Source organism: Streptomyces sp. NPDC102259, from assembly GCF_044766465.1.
Classification (GTDB): Bacteria; Actinomycetota; Actinomycetes; order Streptomycetales; family Streptomycetaceae; genus Streptomyces.
Genome location: NZ_JBIWMA010000038.1, coordinates 25220 through 42619, shown reverse-complemented (window position 1 = coordinate 42619; position 17400 = coordinate 25220). Strand labels below are relative to the sequence as shown.

Sequence of the window (17400 nt, the reverse complement as noted above, 5' to 3'; positions counted from 1 at the left end):
GAACGCGCACCGCTCCGGCACCGTCAAGGCCCTGGCCGCGGAGGTCGGCGCGTCCATCACCTCCGGCGCCGCGATCTGCGAGATCAAGGACTGACAGCAGCCGCACAACGCATTTCCTCGGGCCCGTCCGATCTTCTTCGGACGGGCCCGAGGCGTTTCTTGAGGAGTTCCTCCATGGAAACGGGAGGAAGCGCTGCACATATATGACGGAACTTCACATAGGCGTGACTCAGGCTCCCTTGAAGGATGCGTTCCGGGCGAAGAGGATTATGGCTAGCTTCCGCTGCATTGTCTCGCCGTGCAGCGTGACCGGCGTCAACGTCCGCCGTTCTGCCACAGACGTCGAAATCCTGAAGTGGGAGGAATTCCCGATGATGCCGGAGGAGGGGTACATGGACGCTGCGGTGATTGTTGTGGGCGCAGGCCCGGCCGGGCTCATGCTGGCCGGCGAACTGCGTCTCGCGGGGGTCGATGTCATTGTCCTGGAACGCCTTGAGGAACGTACAGGGGAATCCAGAGGCCTCGGTTTCACTGCGCGCACCATGGAGGTCTTCGATCAACGGGGTCTGTTGCCCAGGTTCGGAGACGTGGAAACCAGCAATGTCGGCCATTTCGGCGGTCTGCCGGTGAACTTCGGGGTGCTCGAAGGCGCTCACCAGGCGGCCAAATCGATTCCCCAGTCGCAGACCGAAGCCGTTCTGGAAGCCTGGGCCGTGGAGCTCGGCGCGGATCTGCGGCGCGGCCACGAGGTCATCGCGCTGCGGGACCGAGGGGACACCGTCGAGGTGGATGTCCGCGGGCCCGGCGGCGAGTTCGAGCTGCGGGCGGGCTATCTGGTGGGGTGCGACGGCGGGCGCAGCGTGGTGCGCAAGTCCGCCGGCTTCGACTTCCCCGGCACCGCCGCGACCCTGGAGATGTTCCTCGCCGACGTCAAGGGCCTCGACCTCGACCCGCGCATGATCGGGGAGACCTTTCCCGGCGGCATGGTCATGGTGGGCCCGCTGCCGGGCGGCATCACCCGACTGATCCTGTGCGAGCGGGGCACTCCACCCCGACGCCGTACCGGTGCACCGTCGTACGACGAGGTGGTGGCGGGCTGGAAACGGGTGACCGGCGAGGACATCTCCCACGGGGAGCCGATCTGGGTCAGCTCGTTCGGCGATGCCACCCGCCAGGTCACCGACTACCGGCGCGGGCGGGTCCTCCTCGCCGGCGACTCGGCGCACATCCATCTGCCGGCCGGCGGGCAGGGGATGAACACCAGCATCCAGGACGCGGTCAACCTGGGCTGGAAGCTGGCCGCCGTGGTGCGCGGCCGCGCCCCCGAGACGCTGCTCGACAGCTACCACGACGAGCGTCACCCGGTGGGCCGGCGGCTGTTGATGAACACCCGGGCCCAAGGACTGCTGTTCCTCAGCGGCGCCGAGATGCAACCCCTGCGCGACGTGCTGACCGAGCTCATCGGGTACGACGTCGTCAGCCGCCACCTGGCCGCGATGGTCAGCGGACTGGAGATCCGCTACGACGTCGGCGGCGGCAGCCACCCGTTGCTCGGGCGCCGCATGCCCGACCTGGAGCTGGTGGGCGAGGCATTCAAGACACGCGGCACCGCCCTCCTCCAGGGCGGACGCGGTGTGCTCCTCGATCTGGCCGACAACGCCCGGCTGCGCCGCAGGGCCGCGGGCTGGACCGATCGCGTCGACATCGTCACCGCCGCCCCGCACGCGACGTCGGAGAACGACATACCCGTCGGCACGTCCGCCGTCCTGGTCCGCCCCGACGGCTACGTCGCCTGGGCGGCACCCGGAAGCCACCACGACCTGCCCATGTCTTTGGAGCGTTGGTTCGGCCCGGCCCGCTAGCCCGGACCGGGTCCCGGCACACCCCCTGGAGTTGTCAGCTGTGGAGGAGAGAAGCACATGCACAGCACGTTGATCGTCGCCCGTATGGCTGCCGCATCGAGTGCCGACGTGGCGCAACTGTTCTCGGCGTTCGACGCCACGGAGATGCCCCACCTGATGGGCACCCGGCGACGCCAGCTCTTCTCGTACCGGGGCTTGTACTTCCACCTGCAGGACTTCGACGCCCCCGACGGCGGCGAGCGGATCGAGCAGGCCAAGGCCGATCCGCGCTTCGTGACGATCAGCGAGGACCTCAAGCCCTTCATCGAGGCCTACGACCCCGCCACCTGGCGCTCGCCCGCCGATGCCATGGCGACCCGCTTCTACACGTGGGAGGCGTCGGCGTGACGGGACGACGGGTCGTCATCACCGGCATCGAGGTACTGGCACCCGGCGGTGTCGGCCGCAAGGACTTCTGGAACCTGCTGAGCGACGGCCGTACCGCCACACGCGGCATCACCTTCTTCGACCCTTCCCCGTTCCGCTCCCGGGTCGCCGCCGAGATCGACTTCGACCCCTACGAGCACGGGCTGACCCCGCACGAGGTGCGGCGCATGGACCGGGCCGCACAGTTCGCGGTCGTCGCGGCGCGCGGCGCCGTGGCGGACAGCGGCATGGACCTCGACGCCCTCGAACCGCACCGGATCGGCGTCACGGTGGGCAGCGCGGTCGGCGCCACCATGGGGCTGGACGAGGAGTACCGCGCGGTCAGCGACGGCGGACGCCTCGACCTCGTCGACCACGAGTACGCGGCGAAGCACCTCTACAACTACCTGGTGCCCAGCTCGTTCGCCGCCGAGGTCGCCTGGGCCGTCGGCGCGGAGGGGCCGAACCTCGTGGTCTCCACCGGGTGCACGTCGGGTATCGACTCGGTCGGCTACGCCGTCGAGCTGATCCGTGAAGGATCCGCCGACGTCATGGTCGCCGGCTCCTCCGACGCGCCGATCTCCCCGATCACCATGGCCTGCTTCGACGCCATCAAGGCCACCACCCCACGCCACGACGACCCCGAGCACGCGTCACGCCCGTTCGACGGCACGCGCAACGGGTTCGTCCTCGGTGAGGGCGCCGCCGTCTTCGTCCTGGAGGACCTGGAGCACGCCCGCACGCGCGGCGCCCATGTCTACGCGGAGGTCGCCGGGTACGCCACCCGCAGCAACGCCTATCACATGACCGGCCTCAGGCCGGACGGCGCGGAGATGGCGGAGGCGATCCGGGTCGCGCTCGACGAGGCGCGGATGAACGTCGAGGAGATCGACTACATCAACGCCCACGGCTCCGGCACGAAACAGAACGACCGGCACGAGACGGCCGCCTTCAAGAAGACCTTGGGGGAGCACGCCTACCGGACCCCGGTGAGTTCCATCAAGTCGATGGTGGGCCATTCGCTCGGCGCCATCGGCTCCATCGAGATCGCGGCGTCCGCCCTGGCGATGGAGTACAACGTGATACCTCCCACGGCGAACCTGCACACCCCCGACCCGGAGTGCGACCTGGACTACGTGCCGCTCACGGCACGTGACCAGCTGACCGACACGGTCCTCACCGTGGGCAGCGGCTTCGGGGGTTTCCAGAGCGCCATGGTGCTGGCCCGGCCCGACCGGAGGGCGGCATGACGGCCTCCGTGGTGGTGACCGGACTCGGCATCGCGTCCCCCAACGGGCTCGGGACCCAGGACTACTGGGACGCCACGCGCAACGGCAAGAGCGGCATCGGGCGCATCACCCGCTTCGACCCGTCCCGCTACCCTTCCCGACTGGCCGGTGAGATACCGGGTTTCGTCGCCGAGGAACACCTGCCGAGCCGGCTTCTGCCGCAGACCGACCGTATGACACGTATCGTGCTCGTCACCGCCGACTGGGCGCTCGCCGACGCCGGGGTACGCCCCGAGGAACTGTCCGAGTTCGACATGGGCGTGGTCACGGCCAGCGCGTCCGGCGGCTTCGAGTTCGGCCAGGAGGAACTCAAGAAGCTGTGGAGCCAGGGCAGTCAGTACGTCTCCGCGTACCAGTCCTTCGCCTGGTTCTACGCCGTCAACAGCGGCCAGATCTCCATCCGCAACGGGATGAAGGGCCCCAGCGGCGTTGTCGTGAGCGACCAGGCCGGCGGTCTGGACGCCCTCGCCCAGGCGAGGCGGCAGATCCGCAAGGGCACGAACCTGATCGTCTCGGGCGGCATCGACGCTTCGATCTGCCCCTGGGGCTGGGTGGCCCAACTGGCCAGCGGGCGGCTCAGCACGAGCGGTGAACCCAGCCGGGCCTACCTTCCCTTCGACCGCGACGCGTGCGGATACGTGCCTGGCGAGGGCGGCTCCATCCTGTTGCTGGAGGCCGCCGACGCCGCCCGTGCCCGCGGGGCGAGGGTCTATGGGGAGATCGCCGGGTACGGCGCGACCTTCGACCCCAGGCCCGGCAGCGGCCGTGAACCAGGACTGCGCAGGGCCATCGACATCGCCCTCGCCGACGCGGACCTGGCGCCCGACGACATCGACGTGGTCTTCGCCGACGCGGCCGCCGACCCCGAGCTCGACCGCATCGAGGCCGAGGCCATCACCGGCGTGTTCGGGCCCCGGGGCGTCCCGGTGACCGCACCCAAGACGATGACCGGACGGCTCTACTCGGGCGCGGCCCCCCTCGACGTGGCTACCGCACTGCTGGCGATCGCCGAGGGACTCATCCCGCCTACCGTGCACATCGACCCCCACGCCGAGTACGCCCTCGACCTGGTCGTCTCCGAGGCTCGCCCGGCCGTCCTGCGCACGGCCCTGATCCTGGCCCGGGGACACGGCGGCTTCAACTCGGCACTGGTGGTGCGCGCCGTGGACTAGAGCCGGCTCGGCGAATACGTCACCCCGCCGCGGCCGGCATGTGAGAGCGCGAGCGGGCCGTCACCCTCCCCAAGCCCCCGACGAGGACAAGGAACCCGAAGTGGCAACCAAGGAATTCACACTCGACGACCTCAAGCGCGTCCTGCGCGAAAGCGCCGGCGCGGACGAAGGCGTGGACTTCGACGGCGACATCCTCGATTCCGACTTCGAGGATCTCGGCTACGAGTCGCTGGCCCTGCTGGAAACCGGCAGCCGCATCGAGCGGGAGTACGGCATCGCCCTGGAGGACTCCGCGCTGACCGACTCCCGCACGCCGCGCGCCCTGATCGACGCCGTCAACCAGCACCTCACGGGTGCGGGCAGCGCCGCCTGAGCCACCGAGGCGCGCCGCCGGGCGGTCCGCGCCGCCCGGCGGCCCGCCGGTGTCCGTCACCCCAGCCACCCAAGGCAGAGAAGCAGGAGAGAAAATGTCGCAGCAGGACAAGCGGGTCGCCCTCGTCACCGGCGCCACCAGTGGCATCGGTCTCGCGGTCGCCCGCCTCCTGGCCTCCCAGGGCCACAAGGTGTTCATCGGCGCACGCAGCGCCCAGGACGTCGCCGAGACCGTCAAGCGACTCCAGGACGAGGGCCTGGAGGCCGAGGGCACCACCCTGGACGTCCGGTCGCAGGACAGTGTCGCGGCGTTCGTGCAGGCCGCGGTGGACCGGTTCGGCACGGTGGACGTGCTCGTCAACAACGCCGGCCGGAGCGGCGGCGGCGTGACCGCCGACATCGTCGACGAACTGTGGAACGACGTCATCGACACCAACCTCAACAGCGTCTTCCGGGTGACCCGCGAGGTTCTCACCACCGGTGGCATGCGTGAGAAGAGCCGCGGCCGGATCATCAGCGTCGCGTCCACCGCGGGCAAGCAGGGCGTCGTTCTCGGCGCCCCGTACTCGGCGTCCAAGCACGGCGTCGTCGGCTTCACCAAGGCGCTCGGCAACGAGCTGGCCCCCACCGGCATCACGGTCAACGCGGTCTGCCCGGGCTACGTCGAGACGCCGATGGCGCAGCGCGTGCGCCAGGGTTACGCCACCGCGTACGACACCACCGAGGACGCCATCCTCGAGAAGTTCCAGGCGAAGATCCCTCTCGGCCGCTACTCGACCCCCGAGGAAGTGGCCGGCCTGGTGGGCTACCTGGCCTCCGACACCGCCGCCTCCATCACTTCGCAGGCCCTCAACGTCTGCGGCGGCCTCGGAAACTTCTGAGCTCCCCCGTCCACGTCACCGTCTGCCAAGGAGGGTTCACGATGACCACCCGTGAGGTCGAGCACGAGATCACCGTCTCCGCCCCGGCCCAGGCCGTCTACCGGCTGATCGCCGAGGTCCGCAACTGGCCGCGGATCTTCCCGCCGACCATCTATGTCGACGAGGTCGAGCAGGACGGCAACACCGAGCGCATCCGTATCTGGGCCACCGCCAACGGCGAGGCCAAGAACTGGACTTCGCGTCGCGTTCTGGACCCCGGAGCACTGCGCATCACCTTCCGCCAGGAGGTCACCGCGCCGCCCGTCGCGGCCATGGGCGGCACCTGGATCATCGAGCCGGTCTCGGACACGGAGTCCCGGGTGCGGCTGCTGCACGACTACCGGGCCGTCGACGACGACCCCGGGGGTCTGGCGTGGATCGACGAGGCCGTCGACCGCAACTCCCGCTCCGAACTCGCGGCACTGAAGGGGAACGTCGAACACGCCCACGCCAGCGAGGACCTGACGTTCTCCTTCGAGGACACGGTCCGCATCAACGGCTCCGCCAAGGACGTGTACGACTTCGTCAACGACGCCCACCTGTGGCCCGAGCGGCTGCCCCACGTGGCGACCGTCCACCTCACCGAGGACGCCCCGGGCCTGCAGACCCTGGAGATGGACACCCGCGCCAAGGACGGCAGCACGCACACCACCAAGTCGTACCGCGTGTGCTTCCCGCACCACAGAATCGCCTACAAGCAGGTCACGCTGCCGGCACTGATGGTCCTGCACACCGGCTACTGGACCTTCACCGAGGACACGGACGGCGTCTCCGCCTCGTCCCAGCACACCGTCGTCCTCAACACGCAGAACATCGCTCGCGTCCTCGGCCCCGACGCCACCGTCGAGGACGCCAAGGACTACGTCCGGGCCGCCCTGAGCACCAACAGCCGCGCCACCCTTGGCCATGCCAAGGACCACGCAGAGGGCAAGCGCTGACCATGACGCCGAACGGCCTGGACACCCAGGTGATCGTCGTCGGCGCCGGACCCGTCGGCCTGATGCTGGCCGGCGAACTCCGGCTCGGCGGGGCGGATGTGATCGCCCTGGAGCGTCGCGGGGGCCGTACGACGGAATCGCGTGCCTCCACCCTGCACGCCCGCACCATGGAGATCCTCGACAGCCGGGGCCTGCTGGAGAAGCTCGGAACCCCGCCCGACGAGCCCCGCGGGCACTTCGGCGGGCTGCCCCTGAACCTCACCCTGCCGGGCCCCTACCCCGGCCAGTGGAAGGTGCCGCAGACCCGCACCGAGGAACTCCTCGAGGACTGGGCCCTGTCGCTCGGCGCCGATCTCAGACGCGGACACGAACTGCGCGAACTGTCGGTGCTCGACGACCATGTCGAGGCCGTGGCCGTCACCGCGAGCGGCACCGTGCGCGTGCGGGCCCTGTGCGTCGTGGCCTGTGACGGCGAGAACAGCACCGTACGGCGCCTCACAGGGGCCGCATTCCCCGGCGAGGACGCGGGGCGCGAGCTGCTGAGGGCGGATGTGGCGGGCATCCGCATCCCTGATCGCCGTTTCGAGCGCCTCGACCGGGGGCTCGCCATCGCGGCCCGCAGAGCCGACGGCGTCACCCGCGTCATGGTGCACGAGTTCGGCGCGACCGTCCGGCCGCGCACCGCCGAGCCGGACTTCGCGGAGATCGCCGAGGCCTGGCAGCGGGTGACCGGCGAGAACATCGCCGAGGGCACCCCGCTGTGGGTGAACTCCTTCGGCGACGCCGCCCGGCAACTCGCGCAATACCGCGACGGGCGCGTTCTCTACGCAGGGGACGCCGCGCACCGGCAGATGCCCATCGGCGGCCAGGCCCTCAACCTCGGTCTGCAGGATGCGGTCAACCTGGGTTGGAAGCTGGCCATCCAGGTCGCCCGCAAGGCCTCCGAAGGACTGCTCCCCAGCTACCACACCGAGCGGCACGCCGTCGGGCAGCGGGTGCTGGCCAACATCCGGGCGCAGGCCACGCTGCTGCTCGGCGGCCCCGAGATCGAGGCGCTGCGGACGGTGTTCGGCGAACTGATGGCCGAGGGGGAGGTGCGGGAACACCTCGCGGGAATGATCTCGGGCCTCGACGTCCGCTACGAAGTCGGCAGTGGCGACCACTCGTTGCTCGGGGCCCGGCTGCCGATCGTGCCGGTGACGACCGCGGAGGGCGGGACGACGACCGCGGCTCTGCTCAGGGCCGGGGGCGGACTCCTGCTGGACCTGGGCGGCGACGCCGGTCGTACCGCAGCGCTGCGCGGGGTCGTGGAGCCGTGGGCCGACCGTGTCCGCACGGTGGCCGCCTGTCCGGCCGCCGTCCGGACGCTCGGCACGGACTGCGTCCTGGTCCGCCCGGACGGGCACGTCGTACGCGCCGACGCCGACACCGACGGGCTGGTCCAAGCGCTGCGGCGCTGGTTCGGACGGCCCGTCGCCGAGGTGGCGGCACCGGTCGCGCATGCCGTGCGGCCTGCCGGGACCGTCACACCACAGACCACCCGACCGGCCGGGGCCGCCGCGACGCGGACGGCGCCGACCACGAGACAGAGGGACGACATGAACAGGTTCACCGGAAAGACCGCGCTCGTCACCGGTTCGAGCCGCGGCATGGGCCGGGCGACGGCCCTGCGGCTGGCGGCCGAGGGCGCTCTCGTCGCCGTGCACTACGCCACCGGCAAGGAGGAGGCGGAGGACACAGTGGCCGCCATCGAGAAGGACGGCGGCCGGGCCTTCGCCGTCCGGGCGGAGCTCGGGGTCCCCGGCGACGTGCACGAGCTCTTCCTCGGACTGGAGGAGGGGCTGCGGGAGCGGGCCGGCTCCACCGCACTGGACATCCTGGTCAACAACGCAGGTGTGATGGGCGGGGTGGCGCCCGAGGACACCACGCCGGAGACCTTCGACCGGCTCTTCGCCGTCAACGCCAAGGCGCCGTTCTTCCTGATCCAGCGGACCCTGAAGAACATGCCCGACGGCGGGCGCATCATCAACATCGCCTCCGGGCTCACCCGCTTCGCCAACCCCGACGAGATCGCCTACGCCATGACCAAGGGCGCGGTCGAGCAGCTCGCCCTGCACTTCGCCAAGTACCTGGGTCCGCGGGGCATCACGGTGAACAGCGTGGCTCCCGGGATCACCCGCAACGGCAACCCGGTGTTCGGCATCCCGGAGGCCGTGGAGCAGATGGCCGCACTGTCCGCCTTCAACCGGGTCGGCGAACCGGAGGACGTCGCGGATGTCGTGGCGTTCCTCGCCTCCGACGACGCGCGCTGGATCACCGGCTCGTTCGTGGACGCCACCGGTGGCACCCTGCTGGGCTGAGCCCACCCCGTGACCCCGGCCGGCGTGCCGACCAGGCCGGCCGCGGGTGCGCGGCCGGCCCTTCCCGACTGGAAGACACGATGACGTCACTTCGTACGACCGGCCCGTCATCCGCTCCGACGGCCTGGACCCCGCGGATGTGGGCGCTGTTGGCCGTACTCGCAGGCAACATGCTCATCGACGCCCTCGAGGTGTCGGTCATGGCCGTCGCCATGCCGTCCCTGGGCGACGACCTGGATCTGCGACCCGCCATCACGCAGTGGATGATGAGTGGTTTCGCGATCGGCTTCGGCGGGCTGCTGCTGTTCGGCAGCCGTGTCGTCGCCCTGCTCGGCAGACGGCGCGTCTACCTCACCGCCCTGCTGGTCTTCGCGGCCGCGTCGCTGGTCGCGGGCCTGGTGAGCAGTCCGGAACTCCTGGTGGCCACCCGGGTGGTCAAAGGATTCTGCGCCGCGCTCACCGCGCCCGTCGGGCTGGCCATCATCACCACGGCCTTCGCGGAGGGGCCCGACCGTGACAGGGCGGTGTCCGTGTACACGCTCTTCGGCGCCAGCGGGTTCACCGCCGGGCTGGTGCTCTCCGGACTGCTCACCCAGGCAGGCTGGCGCTGGACGCTGGTCTTCCCGGCGCCCGTGGTCGTCGCCCTGTTCGCCGTAGGCCTGCGCCTCATCCCCGGGGACCGGCCGGACCCGCCGCGGCCGCGCGTCTACGACGTCGCCGGCGCGGTCACCTTCACCGGGTCGCTGCTCGCGCTCGTGTGCGGCATCGCCGCCGTACCGGACACGGGCCGATCCGGTACGCGGGTGGTCGAGGCCTTCGCGCCGGCCGCGGTGCTGGCGGTCGCCCACGTCCTCATCGAACGTACGAGTCGGGCTCCGCTGCTGCGGGCCTCGCTGGTCTCGAACGGGATGCTGATCCGCTCGGCGCTCGGTGCGGCCGCGCTCAACGGCTCCTACCTGGGGCTGCTGTTCGTCCTGACCTTCCAGATGCAGTCGGTGCTGGGCTGGGGGCCGCTGCGCACCGCGCTGGCCCTGCTGCCGGCCAGTGTGCCGCTGGCCGTCACCGCGCTGTGGTCGGGACGCATGGTGCGCCGCTTCGGCGTGGCCCGGCTGATCGCCGTCGGTCTGTCGCTGCCGCCGCTGGGGTACGGGTGGTGCCTGTGGCAGTCGCCGGAGCGGCCGTACGCGATCGGGACGCTGCCCGCTCTGGTGCTGGTGGGTGCGGGTTTCGTGCTGGCCTTCGCCGCGCTGAACGTCTCCGCGACGGCAGGGGTCGCGCCCGCGGAACGCGGCCTGGCGGGAGCCACCTACCAGACGGCCGTGCAGTTGGGCGCGGCGGTGGTGATCGCCGCGACGGCGGCGTGCGTCACGGCCGACGTGCCGGCCGGCCGGCGGGCCGCGCTGGCGCTGGTGACCGGGGTGGGCCTGGTGGGCGCGGCGGCGGGACTGAGCGGACTCCGCCCGACACCGGCCGCGGCCCCCGGGCCAACGAAGAGGAGCTCATGACAGCCGCCGACGCCGCCCCTGGACCGGCTTGATCCGTGTCCGGCCGTCGTGCGGGGGCCTGTGCCTGGGGCCGGGATCGGGACTGTGACGCAGTCCCCGCACCGGGCCGCCTCGGCGCGCGGGCGGACGCCCGATCGAAGGGTGGTCCGTCGCGGACGTCTGCTGCGGTCGTGGGCGCTGGGGCGCGGTCGCCGTCCAGGCGCCGCGAGCGGTTCGGCGGCCGTGCGGCGGACTTCGGTGAGGGCCCCTGCTCCAGGCATCGGCTCCGGCAGCGCGCGCGTGACGTCGACGTGACATGTCCTCACACAGATATGACACAAGATCGCTTGAATCGCGCTTCGCCGCCGAAGAAGCTGGCATCAGTGTTCCCCCAGCATGTCGTCGCGGCGGGCCGGCCGCAGAGAGGCAGTGCCATGGCGAGCGGAATCTCCGCGAAGTCGTACAGCACGGGGTCGCTGACCCGGGACCGGGTCTCCCAGCTCGACCAGGTCCGGCTCTTCGAGAGGAAGTACGACCCGGGAACGCGTGCCGTTCTGGAGGCCCTTCCCGTACGGGAGGACTGGCGCTGCCTCGAACTGGGCGCGGGCGCGGGGTCGATGTCGTACTGGCTGGCCGAGCGGACGCCCGAAGGCAGTGTCCTCGCGGTCGACGTGGACACCAGCCGCCTGGAGGCCGGGCGGGCCGGGAATCTGTCGGTAGAGCAGGCGGATGTCACCGCGAAGGACTTCGGCGCGGGCTCCTTCGATCTCGTGCTGGCCAGGGCCGTACTGGAACACCTCGAGGATCCGGACGCGATGCTGGCGAGCGCCCTGGGGTGGCTCGCGCCGGGCGGATGGCTCGTCGTGGAGGACTTCTACTACCTGCCGGCCGAGCATGCCCCGACCGCCGTGGGGCGCACCCTCGTCGGTGCCTATGTGCGGCACATGGGCGAGCAGGGGGCCGACATGGCGTGGGCGCGGCATCTCCCCGCTGCACTGGCCCGCGCGGGGTGCGAGTCGGTCGGCTCCCGGCTCACCCCGGCGGGACCGGGCCAGTCGGCCGCGGACAACGAACTGATCGGCCTGAGGCTTCGGCAGGAGGGCCGTGCCCTGGTCGAGTCCGGCAAGGTCACGGAGGACGAACTCGCGGACTTCATCGACCTGTTGGGCCGACCGGAGGGCCAGGACATGACGACGCTGCTTGTCTCGGCGTGGGGTCGGCGTCCGGACGCCTGACGCTGCCCGGCCGACGCTTCGCAACGGCCCCGCGGGCTGCCACATCCTAGATATTTGGCCCACCAAGTAATATGTTTGGTGGGCCAAGTAAATTGCCAGAGGGAGAGAACGATGTCGGCAAGCGACGAAATCCTGGTCTTCGGGGCGACGGGTCGTCAGGGCGGCGCGGTGGCCCGGGAACTGCTGCGCCGTGGACACGCCGTACGGGCGCTCGTTCGCGACACGGGGTCCGATGCCGCCCAGGCGCTCGCGAGTGCGGGTGCATCGCTCGTGACCGGCGACATGGACGACGCGTCCTCACTGGACGCGGCCATGCGCGGCATTTCCCGGGTCTACAGCGTCCAGACCTTCACCGGCCCCGACGGGGTCGAGGGCGAGGAACGCCAGGGCAAGGCTGTGGCCGACGCCGCGGTCCGCGCGGGCGTCACTCATCTCGTCTACGGCTCCGTCGGCGGAGCCGACCGCGGCAGCGGGGTGCCGCACTTCGAGAGCAAGGGCCGTATCGAGCAGTACCTGGAGAAGCTCGACCTGCCGGTCTCCGTCCTCCAGCCGGCCATGTTCACCAGCAACTTCACCATGATCGGCCCCGCCCGGACCGATGACGGCCTGGTGCTCTCGCTCGCCCTGAACCCGGACACCGCACTGCAGATGATCACCGTCGAGGACATCGGCTTCTTCGCCGCCGACGCCTTCGAGAACCCCGACCGCTATCTCGGACGCCGGACGGAGATCGCCGGTGAGGCGCTGACCGGGCCCCAGATGGCCGAGGTGTTCGCGCGGATCGCGGGGGAGAGTGTCACCTTCCGTCAGCAACCGCTGGAGGAACTGCGCTCCTTCAGCGAAGAAGCGGCGATCATGTTCGGTTGGTTCAACCGCGAGGGCTACCGCGCCGACATCCCGGCTCTCCGGGCCGTCCACCCCGGCCTGACCACGCTGGAGTCCTGGGCTCGGGAGAACTGGTCGGCGCCCGCCGCCTGACTCCCGGCAACATCCCCGCACCACGGCAGCCCCGGCCCTTCACAGGCCGGGGCTGCCGTGGCGTGGGCCTACCCGTGAGGAACGACATGATCAACATCGAGGGCGAAGTCGCCCTGAAAACAGAACTGTTCGGTGATCCCCAAGCCCTGTTCGAACAGCTCGGGCGGCCCGGCCCCGTGCACCGCGTGGCGCTGCCCGACGGTATGCCGGCCTGGCTGGTGACCGGGCACGCGGAGGTGCGCGAGGTCCTCTCCGACCCTCGTCTCGTGCGCGGCGCCGACGCCGCGGCACCGGAGCTGAGGCAGTACCTCGGCATGTACAGCGACGACTTCGTGCTGACCCGGCACATGATGCTGAGCGATCCGCCGGACCACACGCGCATGCGCAGGGCCGTCTCCAAGGCGTTCACCCCGCGCCGCGTGGAACAGCTCCGTCCCAGGGTGGAGAAGATCACCCGGGAACTGGTGGACGCGATGCTGCCCCAGGGCACGGCGGACATCGTGGACGCACTCGCCCTTCCGCTGCCCATCGCCGTGATCTGCGAGATGCTGGGCGTCCCGTTCGAGGACCGCGCGGAGTTCGGGCAGCGCGCCGAGGTCATCACCGGGATGAACGCCTCCTCCGGACCACAGGAACTCGTCGGCGCGGGGCGCTGGTTCGACGCCTATCTGGGTTCGCTCGTCGAGCGGCGGCGAACCGACCCGGGCGACGACATGATCTCGGGCATGCTCCAGGCCCAGATCGGGCAAGACTCGCTGTCGGACCTGGAACTGCGGTCGAACGCCTTCATTCTGCTCGTCGGCGGGTTCGAGACGTCGGTCAACCTCATCGCCAACGGTCTGCTCGCGCTGCTGCGCCACCCCGACGCCCTCAGCCGACTGCGCGACGACCTCTCCCTACTGCCGGAGGCCGTCGAGGAGATGATGCGCCTCGACAGCCCGGTGTCCACCGTCACCTACCGGTTCGCCACCGAGAAGCTGACGATCGGCGGCGTGGAGATCCAGCCCGGTGACCACGTGGCCGTCTCCATCGCGGCGGCCAACCACGATCCGACGCGCTTCCCCGACCCGTCCCGCCTGGACATCACCCGCAAAACCAACGGCCACCTCAGTTTCAGCCACGGCATCCACTTCTGCCTCGGCGCACCCCTCGCCCGGCTGGAGGGCGAGATCGCCTTCCGAGAACTGCTGAGCCGAACCGACGGTCTGCGCCTGGCCGTCGCGGAGGAGGAACTGAGGTGGAAGCAGAACTTCATCGTGCACAGGCTCGAACACCTGCCGGTGACCTTCGCCTCCGCCGAGGAAGCCTGACCGACCCAGACCGCTACAGGAGGTAGCCCGTTGTCCACTCAGTCCGGATTCCTTGAGGCGGCCCGTGCCGCCGGCGAGACGGCTGCGCGCCGGGCGGCCGCCGCCGACGCAGACCGACGGCTGCACCCGGAGGTCGCCGAGGCGCTGGTGGAGGCCGGTTTCACCCGGCGCTTCGTGCCGGAGTCCCTCGGAGGCGAACCCGTGTCCTACGCGGCCGTGACGACGGCCGTCGCCTCGGTGGGTGAGGGATGCGCCTCGGCCGCCTGGATCGCCTCCCTGCTGGCCCACACCGGGCGCTTCGCCACCTACCTGCCCGAGAACGGCCAGGCCGAGGTCTGGGAGAAGGGCCCGGACACCCGGCTGGTGACCGCCGTGGTGCCCCAGGGCAGCGCCGAACCGGTCGACGGGGGCTGGCGCGTCAGCGGAACCTGGTCCTACGTCAGCGGCGTCGACTTCGCGGACTGGGCCCTCGTCCTGGGCCCCGGACCCGGCCAGGACGGCACGGGAAGCCGCTTCTTCGCCGTCCGGCGCTCCGACTTCACCGTCCTGGACACCTGGCACACCCTGGGCATGCGCGGTACGGGCAGCCATTCGATCACGCTCGACGGCGTCTTCGTTCCGGAACAACGGTCGTTCCCGCGCGAAGACCTGTTCTCGGGAGATGCCGGCCCGCACGTCCCCGCGCTCAACGCCGTACCGCTCTTCTCCGTCAACGGTCTGACCTTCGGCGCGCCCGTCCTGGGGGCCGCCCGCGGCGCTCTGGCCCTGGCCGCCGAGCGGCTGGGCGCCGGCAACCGGCCGGCGAAGGAGTCGACCCGCACCGCGTTCGCGCGCGCCGCGGCGGAGGCGGACGCGGCCGGGCTGCTCCTGGAGCGGATCGCGCGGACCGCGGACGAGGGCCGTACGACCCCCGATCTGGTTGCCCGCAGCCGCCGGGACAGCGCGTACGCGGCCCAGGCCCTGGCCGATGCCGTGGACCTGGTCTTCCACGGCAACGGTGTACGCGGCCAGGACCGGTCGGACCCGCTGCAGCGCTACTGGCGAGACGTCCAAGGTGCCGTCACCCACGGTGTCCTGCAGTTCGAGCCGGCCGCGCTGGAGTACACCGCGAGTCTGGTGCGCACCGACTGACCTGCCTGCCCTTGCGGAACCGGGGGCTCGCGCACCCGACCGGCCGGAGAAGAGGGACGACGTGTCCGTGGCCCCACCCGGCAGGTTCCGGCCGGAGCACGAGGGCGTGTCCCGGTCACCGAAGCGCTTCCTCACGCGAAAGGCACGCCATGGCAGAAGCGCGCATACGTCTCGCTGTTCTCACCTGTAGCGCACCCGACAGCAGTTCCGGACCGACGGTCAGCCGCTGGTTCGTCGAACAGGCCGAGCGGTTCGGACAGTTCGACGTCGATGTGCTCGACCTGGCGGCCGCCCGACTGCCGGTCCTCATCAGCCGGACCCCGGCGCCCCCGGCACGAGCGGCGCTGGCGACGGTCAGTCCCCGGCTGGCCGCCGCCGACGCCTTCGTCGCCGTCACCCCCGAGTACAACCACGCCTATCCCGCCGTGCTCAAGAGCGCGATCGACTGGCACACCAGCGAGTGGTACGCGAAGCCCGTCGCCTTCGTGTCCTACGGCGGCAGGTCCGGCGGGCTGCGAGCGGTGGAGCAGCTGAGGCTCGTCTTCTCCGAACTGCACGCCGTCACCCTGCGCGACGGCGTCGGATTCGCCAACGTCTGGGAGCAGTTCGACGACGCGGGGCGGCCGAGGGACGCCGTCGGCGCCAACGGCGCCGCCAAGATCATGCTCGACCAGTTGGCCTGGTGGGCGGCGTCCCTGCGGGAGGCACGCGAGAAGAGGCCCTACGTCGCCTGACGATCTTTCCGGGAGGTGTCGGCAGACCCGCCCGGCGGAGCAGCTCGAGCGGGTGGTCCGGTCTCTTCGGCCGGACCACCCGCTCGTCTCACGAGGGACCGAGGTCCCGCACGTCACGACAGGAGCGATCATGACTCTCACCCGAAGAACCAAGTCCCTCGCCGTCTCCATAGCCGCCGCGGCCGTCGCCGTGCTGCTGCCGTGGAACGCGAGTGCCCGGACGGACGACACGGAGCAGAACACCGTGCTGCTCCAGGACGACTTCTCGGCCGGCTTCACGACCTCGGGAACCGGCGCCAAATGGAACCCGCCGGCGGCGGCCGACGGCACCGTCACCACCTCGTCGGCCGGGCTGAAGGTGGTGCCGCCCGGCACCAACCCGACCACCGGCCAGCCCGCCTTCACCTCGACGACCGGTCAGCAGTCCGCGGGCGGCCTGGGCACCTGGGACCACATCAAGTGGGCCGCGATGCTCAAGCACACCGCCTCGTCCGGGGTCGACGGCTTCGACACCCCCTCCAGCGGCAGCCTCTCCTGCTCGACGACCCTCGCGTCCGTCGGCTATGGCATGAAGCAACAGCCGTTCGGCTCCGCGGTCTCCGATCCCGACGCCGACCCCCGACTCGGTTCCGGCGTGATGCTGTTCACCGATCAGGAGAGCGGCGTCATCTTCGACTTCTTCGTCACCAACAAGAAGATCTACGCCGTCTACGAGCGGCGACGCACGTCGGACACGCAGACGTACGCGGCGTACTCCTACGCCGTGCCCGTCGCGAGCCGTTCCTCCTCCGGTCAGCAGGACACGCTCAAGATCTCGTACAACAGAGCTCTCGGGAAGGTGACCTGGTCGGTCGACGGCGCCAGCGTGCTCACGGTGTCGGCCGTGGGGAAGCGTTCCCTGGACCGCTCGTACATGACCCTCGACCACGGCGGCACCGAGGGGACGGTCGCCCCACGGCAACTCGACTGCGGTCTGGGCACCTTCACCCTCCTCGACGGTGCGATGGGCACGGAGCCGCGGGGCCTCGTGCGTATCGACTCCGCCATCGACTACTACGTCCCGCGACTGGTGACCCCGACGCGGCAGACGTTCGTGGACGAGACGAGCCGGGCGGGCAACCGGCTGTGGGGCCAGGGAGTCGAGCTCGACGTCGACTGCATCACCGTCACCCAGGACTGAACGCCACCCCGTCGTCGTACCGATCCACTG

15 protein-coding genes are annotated in these 17400 nt (G+C 70.7%); all 15 read left to right on the top strand.

Features of this window, described 5'->3' with window-relative positions; all coding sequences use genetic code 11:
* Window positions 1–392 precede the first annotated feature (392 nt).
* Window positions 393–1862, top strand: a complete 1470-nt coding sequence (locus ACIRPU_RS41880; RefSeq protein ID WP_403877737.1) for an FAD-dependent monooxygenase — start codon at window positions 393–395, stop codon at window positions 1860–1862.
* A gap of 57 nt (window positions 1863–1919) precedes the next feature.
* A complete protein-coding gene (locus ACIRPU_RS41875; protein ID WP_403877734.1) occupies window positions 1920–2249 on the top strand; it encodes a TcmI family type II polyketide cyclase in 330 nt (109 codons plus the stop codon).
* On the top strand, window positions 2246–3517 hold the full coding sequence (locus ACIRPU_RS41870) for a beta-ketoacyl-[acyl-carrier-protein] synthase family protein (RefSeq protein ID WP_403877731.1): 1272 nt from the start codon (window positions 2246–2248) through the stop codon (window positions 3515–3517). The genes ACIRPU_RS41875 and ACIRPU_RS41870 overlap by 4 nt, the downstream gene beginning before the upstream one ends.
* On the top strand, window positions 3514–4728 hold the full coding sequence (locus ACIRPU_RS41865; RefSeq protein WP_403877728.1) for a ketosynthase chain-length factor: 1215 nt from the start codon (window positions 3514–3516) through the stop codon (window positions 4726–4728). Before ACIRPU_RS41870 ends, ACIRPU_RS41865 begins: the two co-directional genes overlap by 4 nt.
* Window positions 4729–4828: 100 nt before the next feature.
* Window positions 4829–5101: an acyl carrier protein gene (locus ACIRPU_RS41860; RefSeq protein ID WP_403877725.1), complete on the top strand. Its 273-nt coding sequence runs from the start codon at window positions 4829–4831 to the stop codon at window positions 5099–5101.
* 94 nt (window positions 5102–5195) lie between these two features.
* A complete protein-coding gene (gene fabG / locus ACIRPU_RS41855) occupies window positions 5196–5981 on the top strand; it encodes a 3-oxoacyl-ACP reductase FabG (protein ID WP_355709762.1) in 786 nt (261 codons plus the stop codon).
* 41 nt (window positions 5982–6022) lie between these two features.
* A complete protein-coding gene (locus ACIRPU_RS41850; RefSeq protein ID WP_403877722.1) occupies window positions 6023–6958 on the top strand; it encodes an aromatase/cyclase in 936 nt (311 codons plus the stop codon).
* Window positions 6959–6960: 2 nt separating this feature from the next.
* Window positions 6961–9318, top strand: a complete 2358-nt coding sequence (locus ACIRPU_RS41845) for an SDR family oxidoreductase (protein ID WP_403877719.1) — start codon at window positions 6961–6963, stop codon at window positions 9316–9318.
* 80 nt (window positions 9319–9398) lie between these two features.
* Window positions 9399–10823, top strand: a complete 1425-nt coding sequence (locus ACIRPU_RS41840) for an MFS transporter (RefSeq protein ID WP_403877716.1) — start codon at window positions 9399–9401, stop codon at window positions 10821–10823.
* Window positions 10824–11236: 413 nt separating this feature from the next.
* Complete coding sequence (locus ACIRPU_RS41835; protein WP_403877713.1) at window positions 11237–12037, top strand: methyltransferase domain-containing protein; 801 nt, start codon at window positions 11237–11239, stop codon at window positions 12035–12037.
* A gap of 111 nt (window positions 12038–12148) precedes the next feature.
* On the top strand, window positions 12149–13015 hold the full coding sequence (locus ACIRPU_RS41830) for an NmrA/HSCARG family protein (protein WP_403877710.1): 867 nt from the start codon (window positions 12149–12151) through the stop codon (window positions 13013–13015).
* An 86-nt stretch (window positions 13016–13101) separates the two neighbouring features.
* On the top strand, window positions 13102–14325 hold the full coding sequence (locus tag ACIRPU_RS41825; RefSeq protein WP_403877707.1) for a cytochrome P450: 1224 nt from the start codon (window positions 13102–13104) through the stop codon (window positions 14323–14325).
* Between the two features lie 30 nt (window positions 14326–14355).
* Complete coding sequence (locus ACIRPU_RS41820; RefSeq protein ID WP_403877704.1) at window positions 14356–15456, top strand: acyl-CoA dehydrogenase family protein; 1101 nt, start codon at window positions 14356–14358, stop codon at window positions 15454–15456.
* A gap of 149 nt (window positions 15457–15605) precedes the next feature.
* Window positions 15606–16190, top strand: a complete 585-nt coding sequence (locus ACIRPU_RS41815; RefSeq protein WP_355709778.1) for an NAD(P)H-dependent oxidoreductase — start codon at window positions 15606–15608, stop codon at window positions 16188–16190.
* Between the two features lie 130 nt (window positions 16191–16320).
* The gene (locus ACIRPU_RS41810; protein WP_403877699.1) at window positions 16321–17370 is read left to right on the top strand and encodes a DUF6081 family protein; all 1050 of its coding nucleotides are present in this window, start codon (window positions 16321–16323) and stop codon (window positions 17368–17370) included.
* Window positions 17371–17400: the final 30 nt, after the last annotated feature.

Coding starts and splice junctions, on each gene's coding strand:
- ACIRPU_RS41880 (WP_403877737.1), top strand. CDS start 393: ATGGACGCTGCGGTGATTGTTGTGGGCGCAGGCCCGGCCGGGCTCATG.
- ACIRPU_RS41875 (WP_403877734.1), top strand. CDS start 1,920: ATGCACAGCACGTTGATCGTCGCCCGTATGGCTGCCGCATCGAGTGCC.
- ACIRPU_RS41865 (WP_403877728.1), top strand. CDS start 3,514: ATGACGGCCTCCGTGGTGGTGACCGGACTCGGCATCGCGTCCCCCAAC.
- fabG (WP_355709762.1), top strand. CDS start 5,196: ATGTCGCAGCAGGACAAGCGGGTCGCCCTCGTCACCGGCGCCACCAGT.
- ACIRPU_RS41850 (WP_403877722.1), top strand. CDS start 6,023: ATGACCACCCGTGAGGTCGAGCACGAGATCACCGTCTCCGCCCCGGCC.
- ACIRPU_RS41845 (WP_403877719.1), top strand. CDS start 6,961: ATGACGCCGAACGGCCTGGACACCCAGGTGATCGTCGTCGGCGCCGGA.
- ACIRPU_RS41840 (WP_403877716.1), top strand. CDS start 9,399: ATGACGTCACTTCGTACGACCGGCCCGTCATCCGCTCCGACGGCCTGG.
- ACIRPU_RS41835 (WP_403877713.1), top strand. CDS start 11,237: ATGGCGAGCGGAATCTCCGCGAAGTCGTACAGCACGGGGTCGCTGACC.
- ACIRPU_RS41830 (WP_403877710.1), top strand. CDS start 12,149: ATGTCGGCAAGCGACGAAATCCTGGTCTTCGGGGCGACGGGTCGTCAG.
- ACIRPU_RS41825 (WP_403877707.1), top strand. CDS start 13,102: ATGATCAACATCGAGGGCGAAGTCGCCCTGAAAACAGAACTGTTCGGT.
- ACIRPU_RS41815 (WP_355709778.1), top strand. CDS start 15,606: ATGGCAGAAGCGCGCATACGTCTCGCTGTTCTCACCTGTAGCGCACCC.
- ACIRPU_RS41810 (WP_403877699.1), top strand. CDS start 16,321: ATGACTCTCACCCGAAGAACCAAGTCCCTCGCCGTCTCCATAGCCGCC.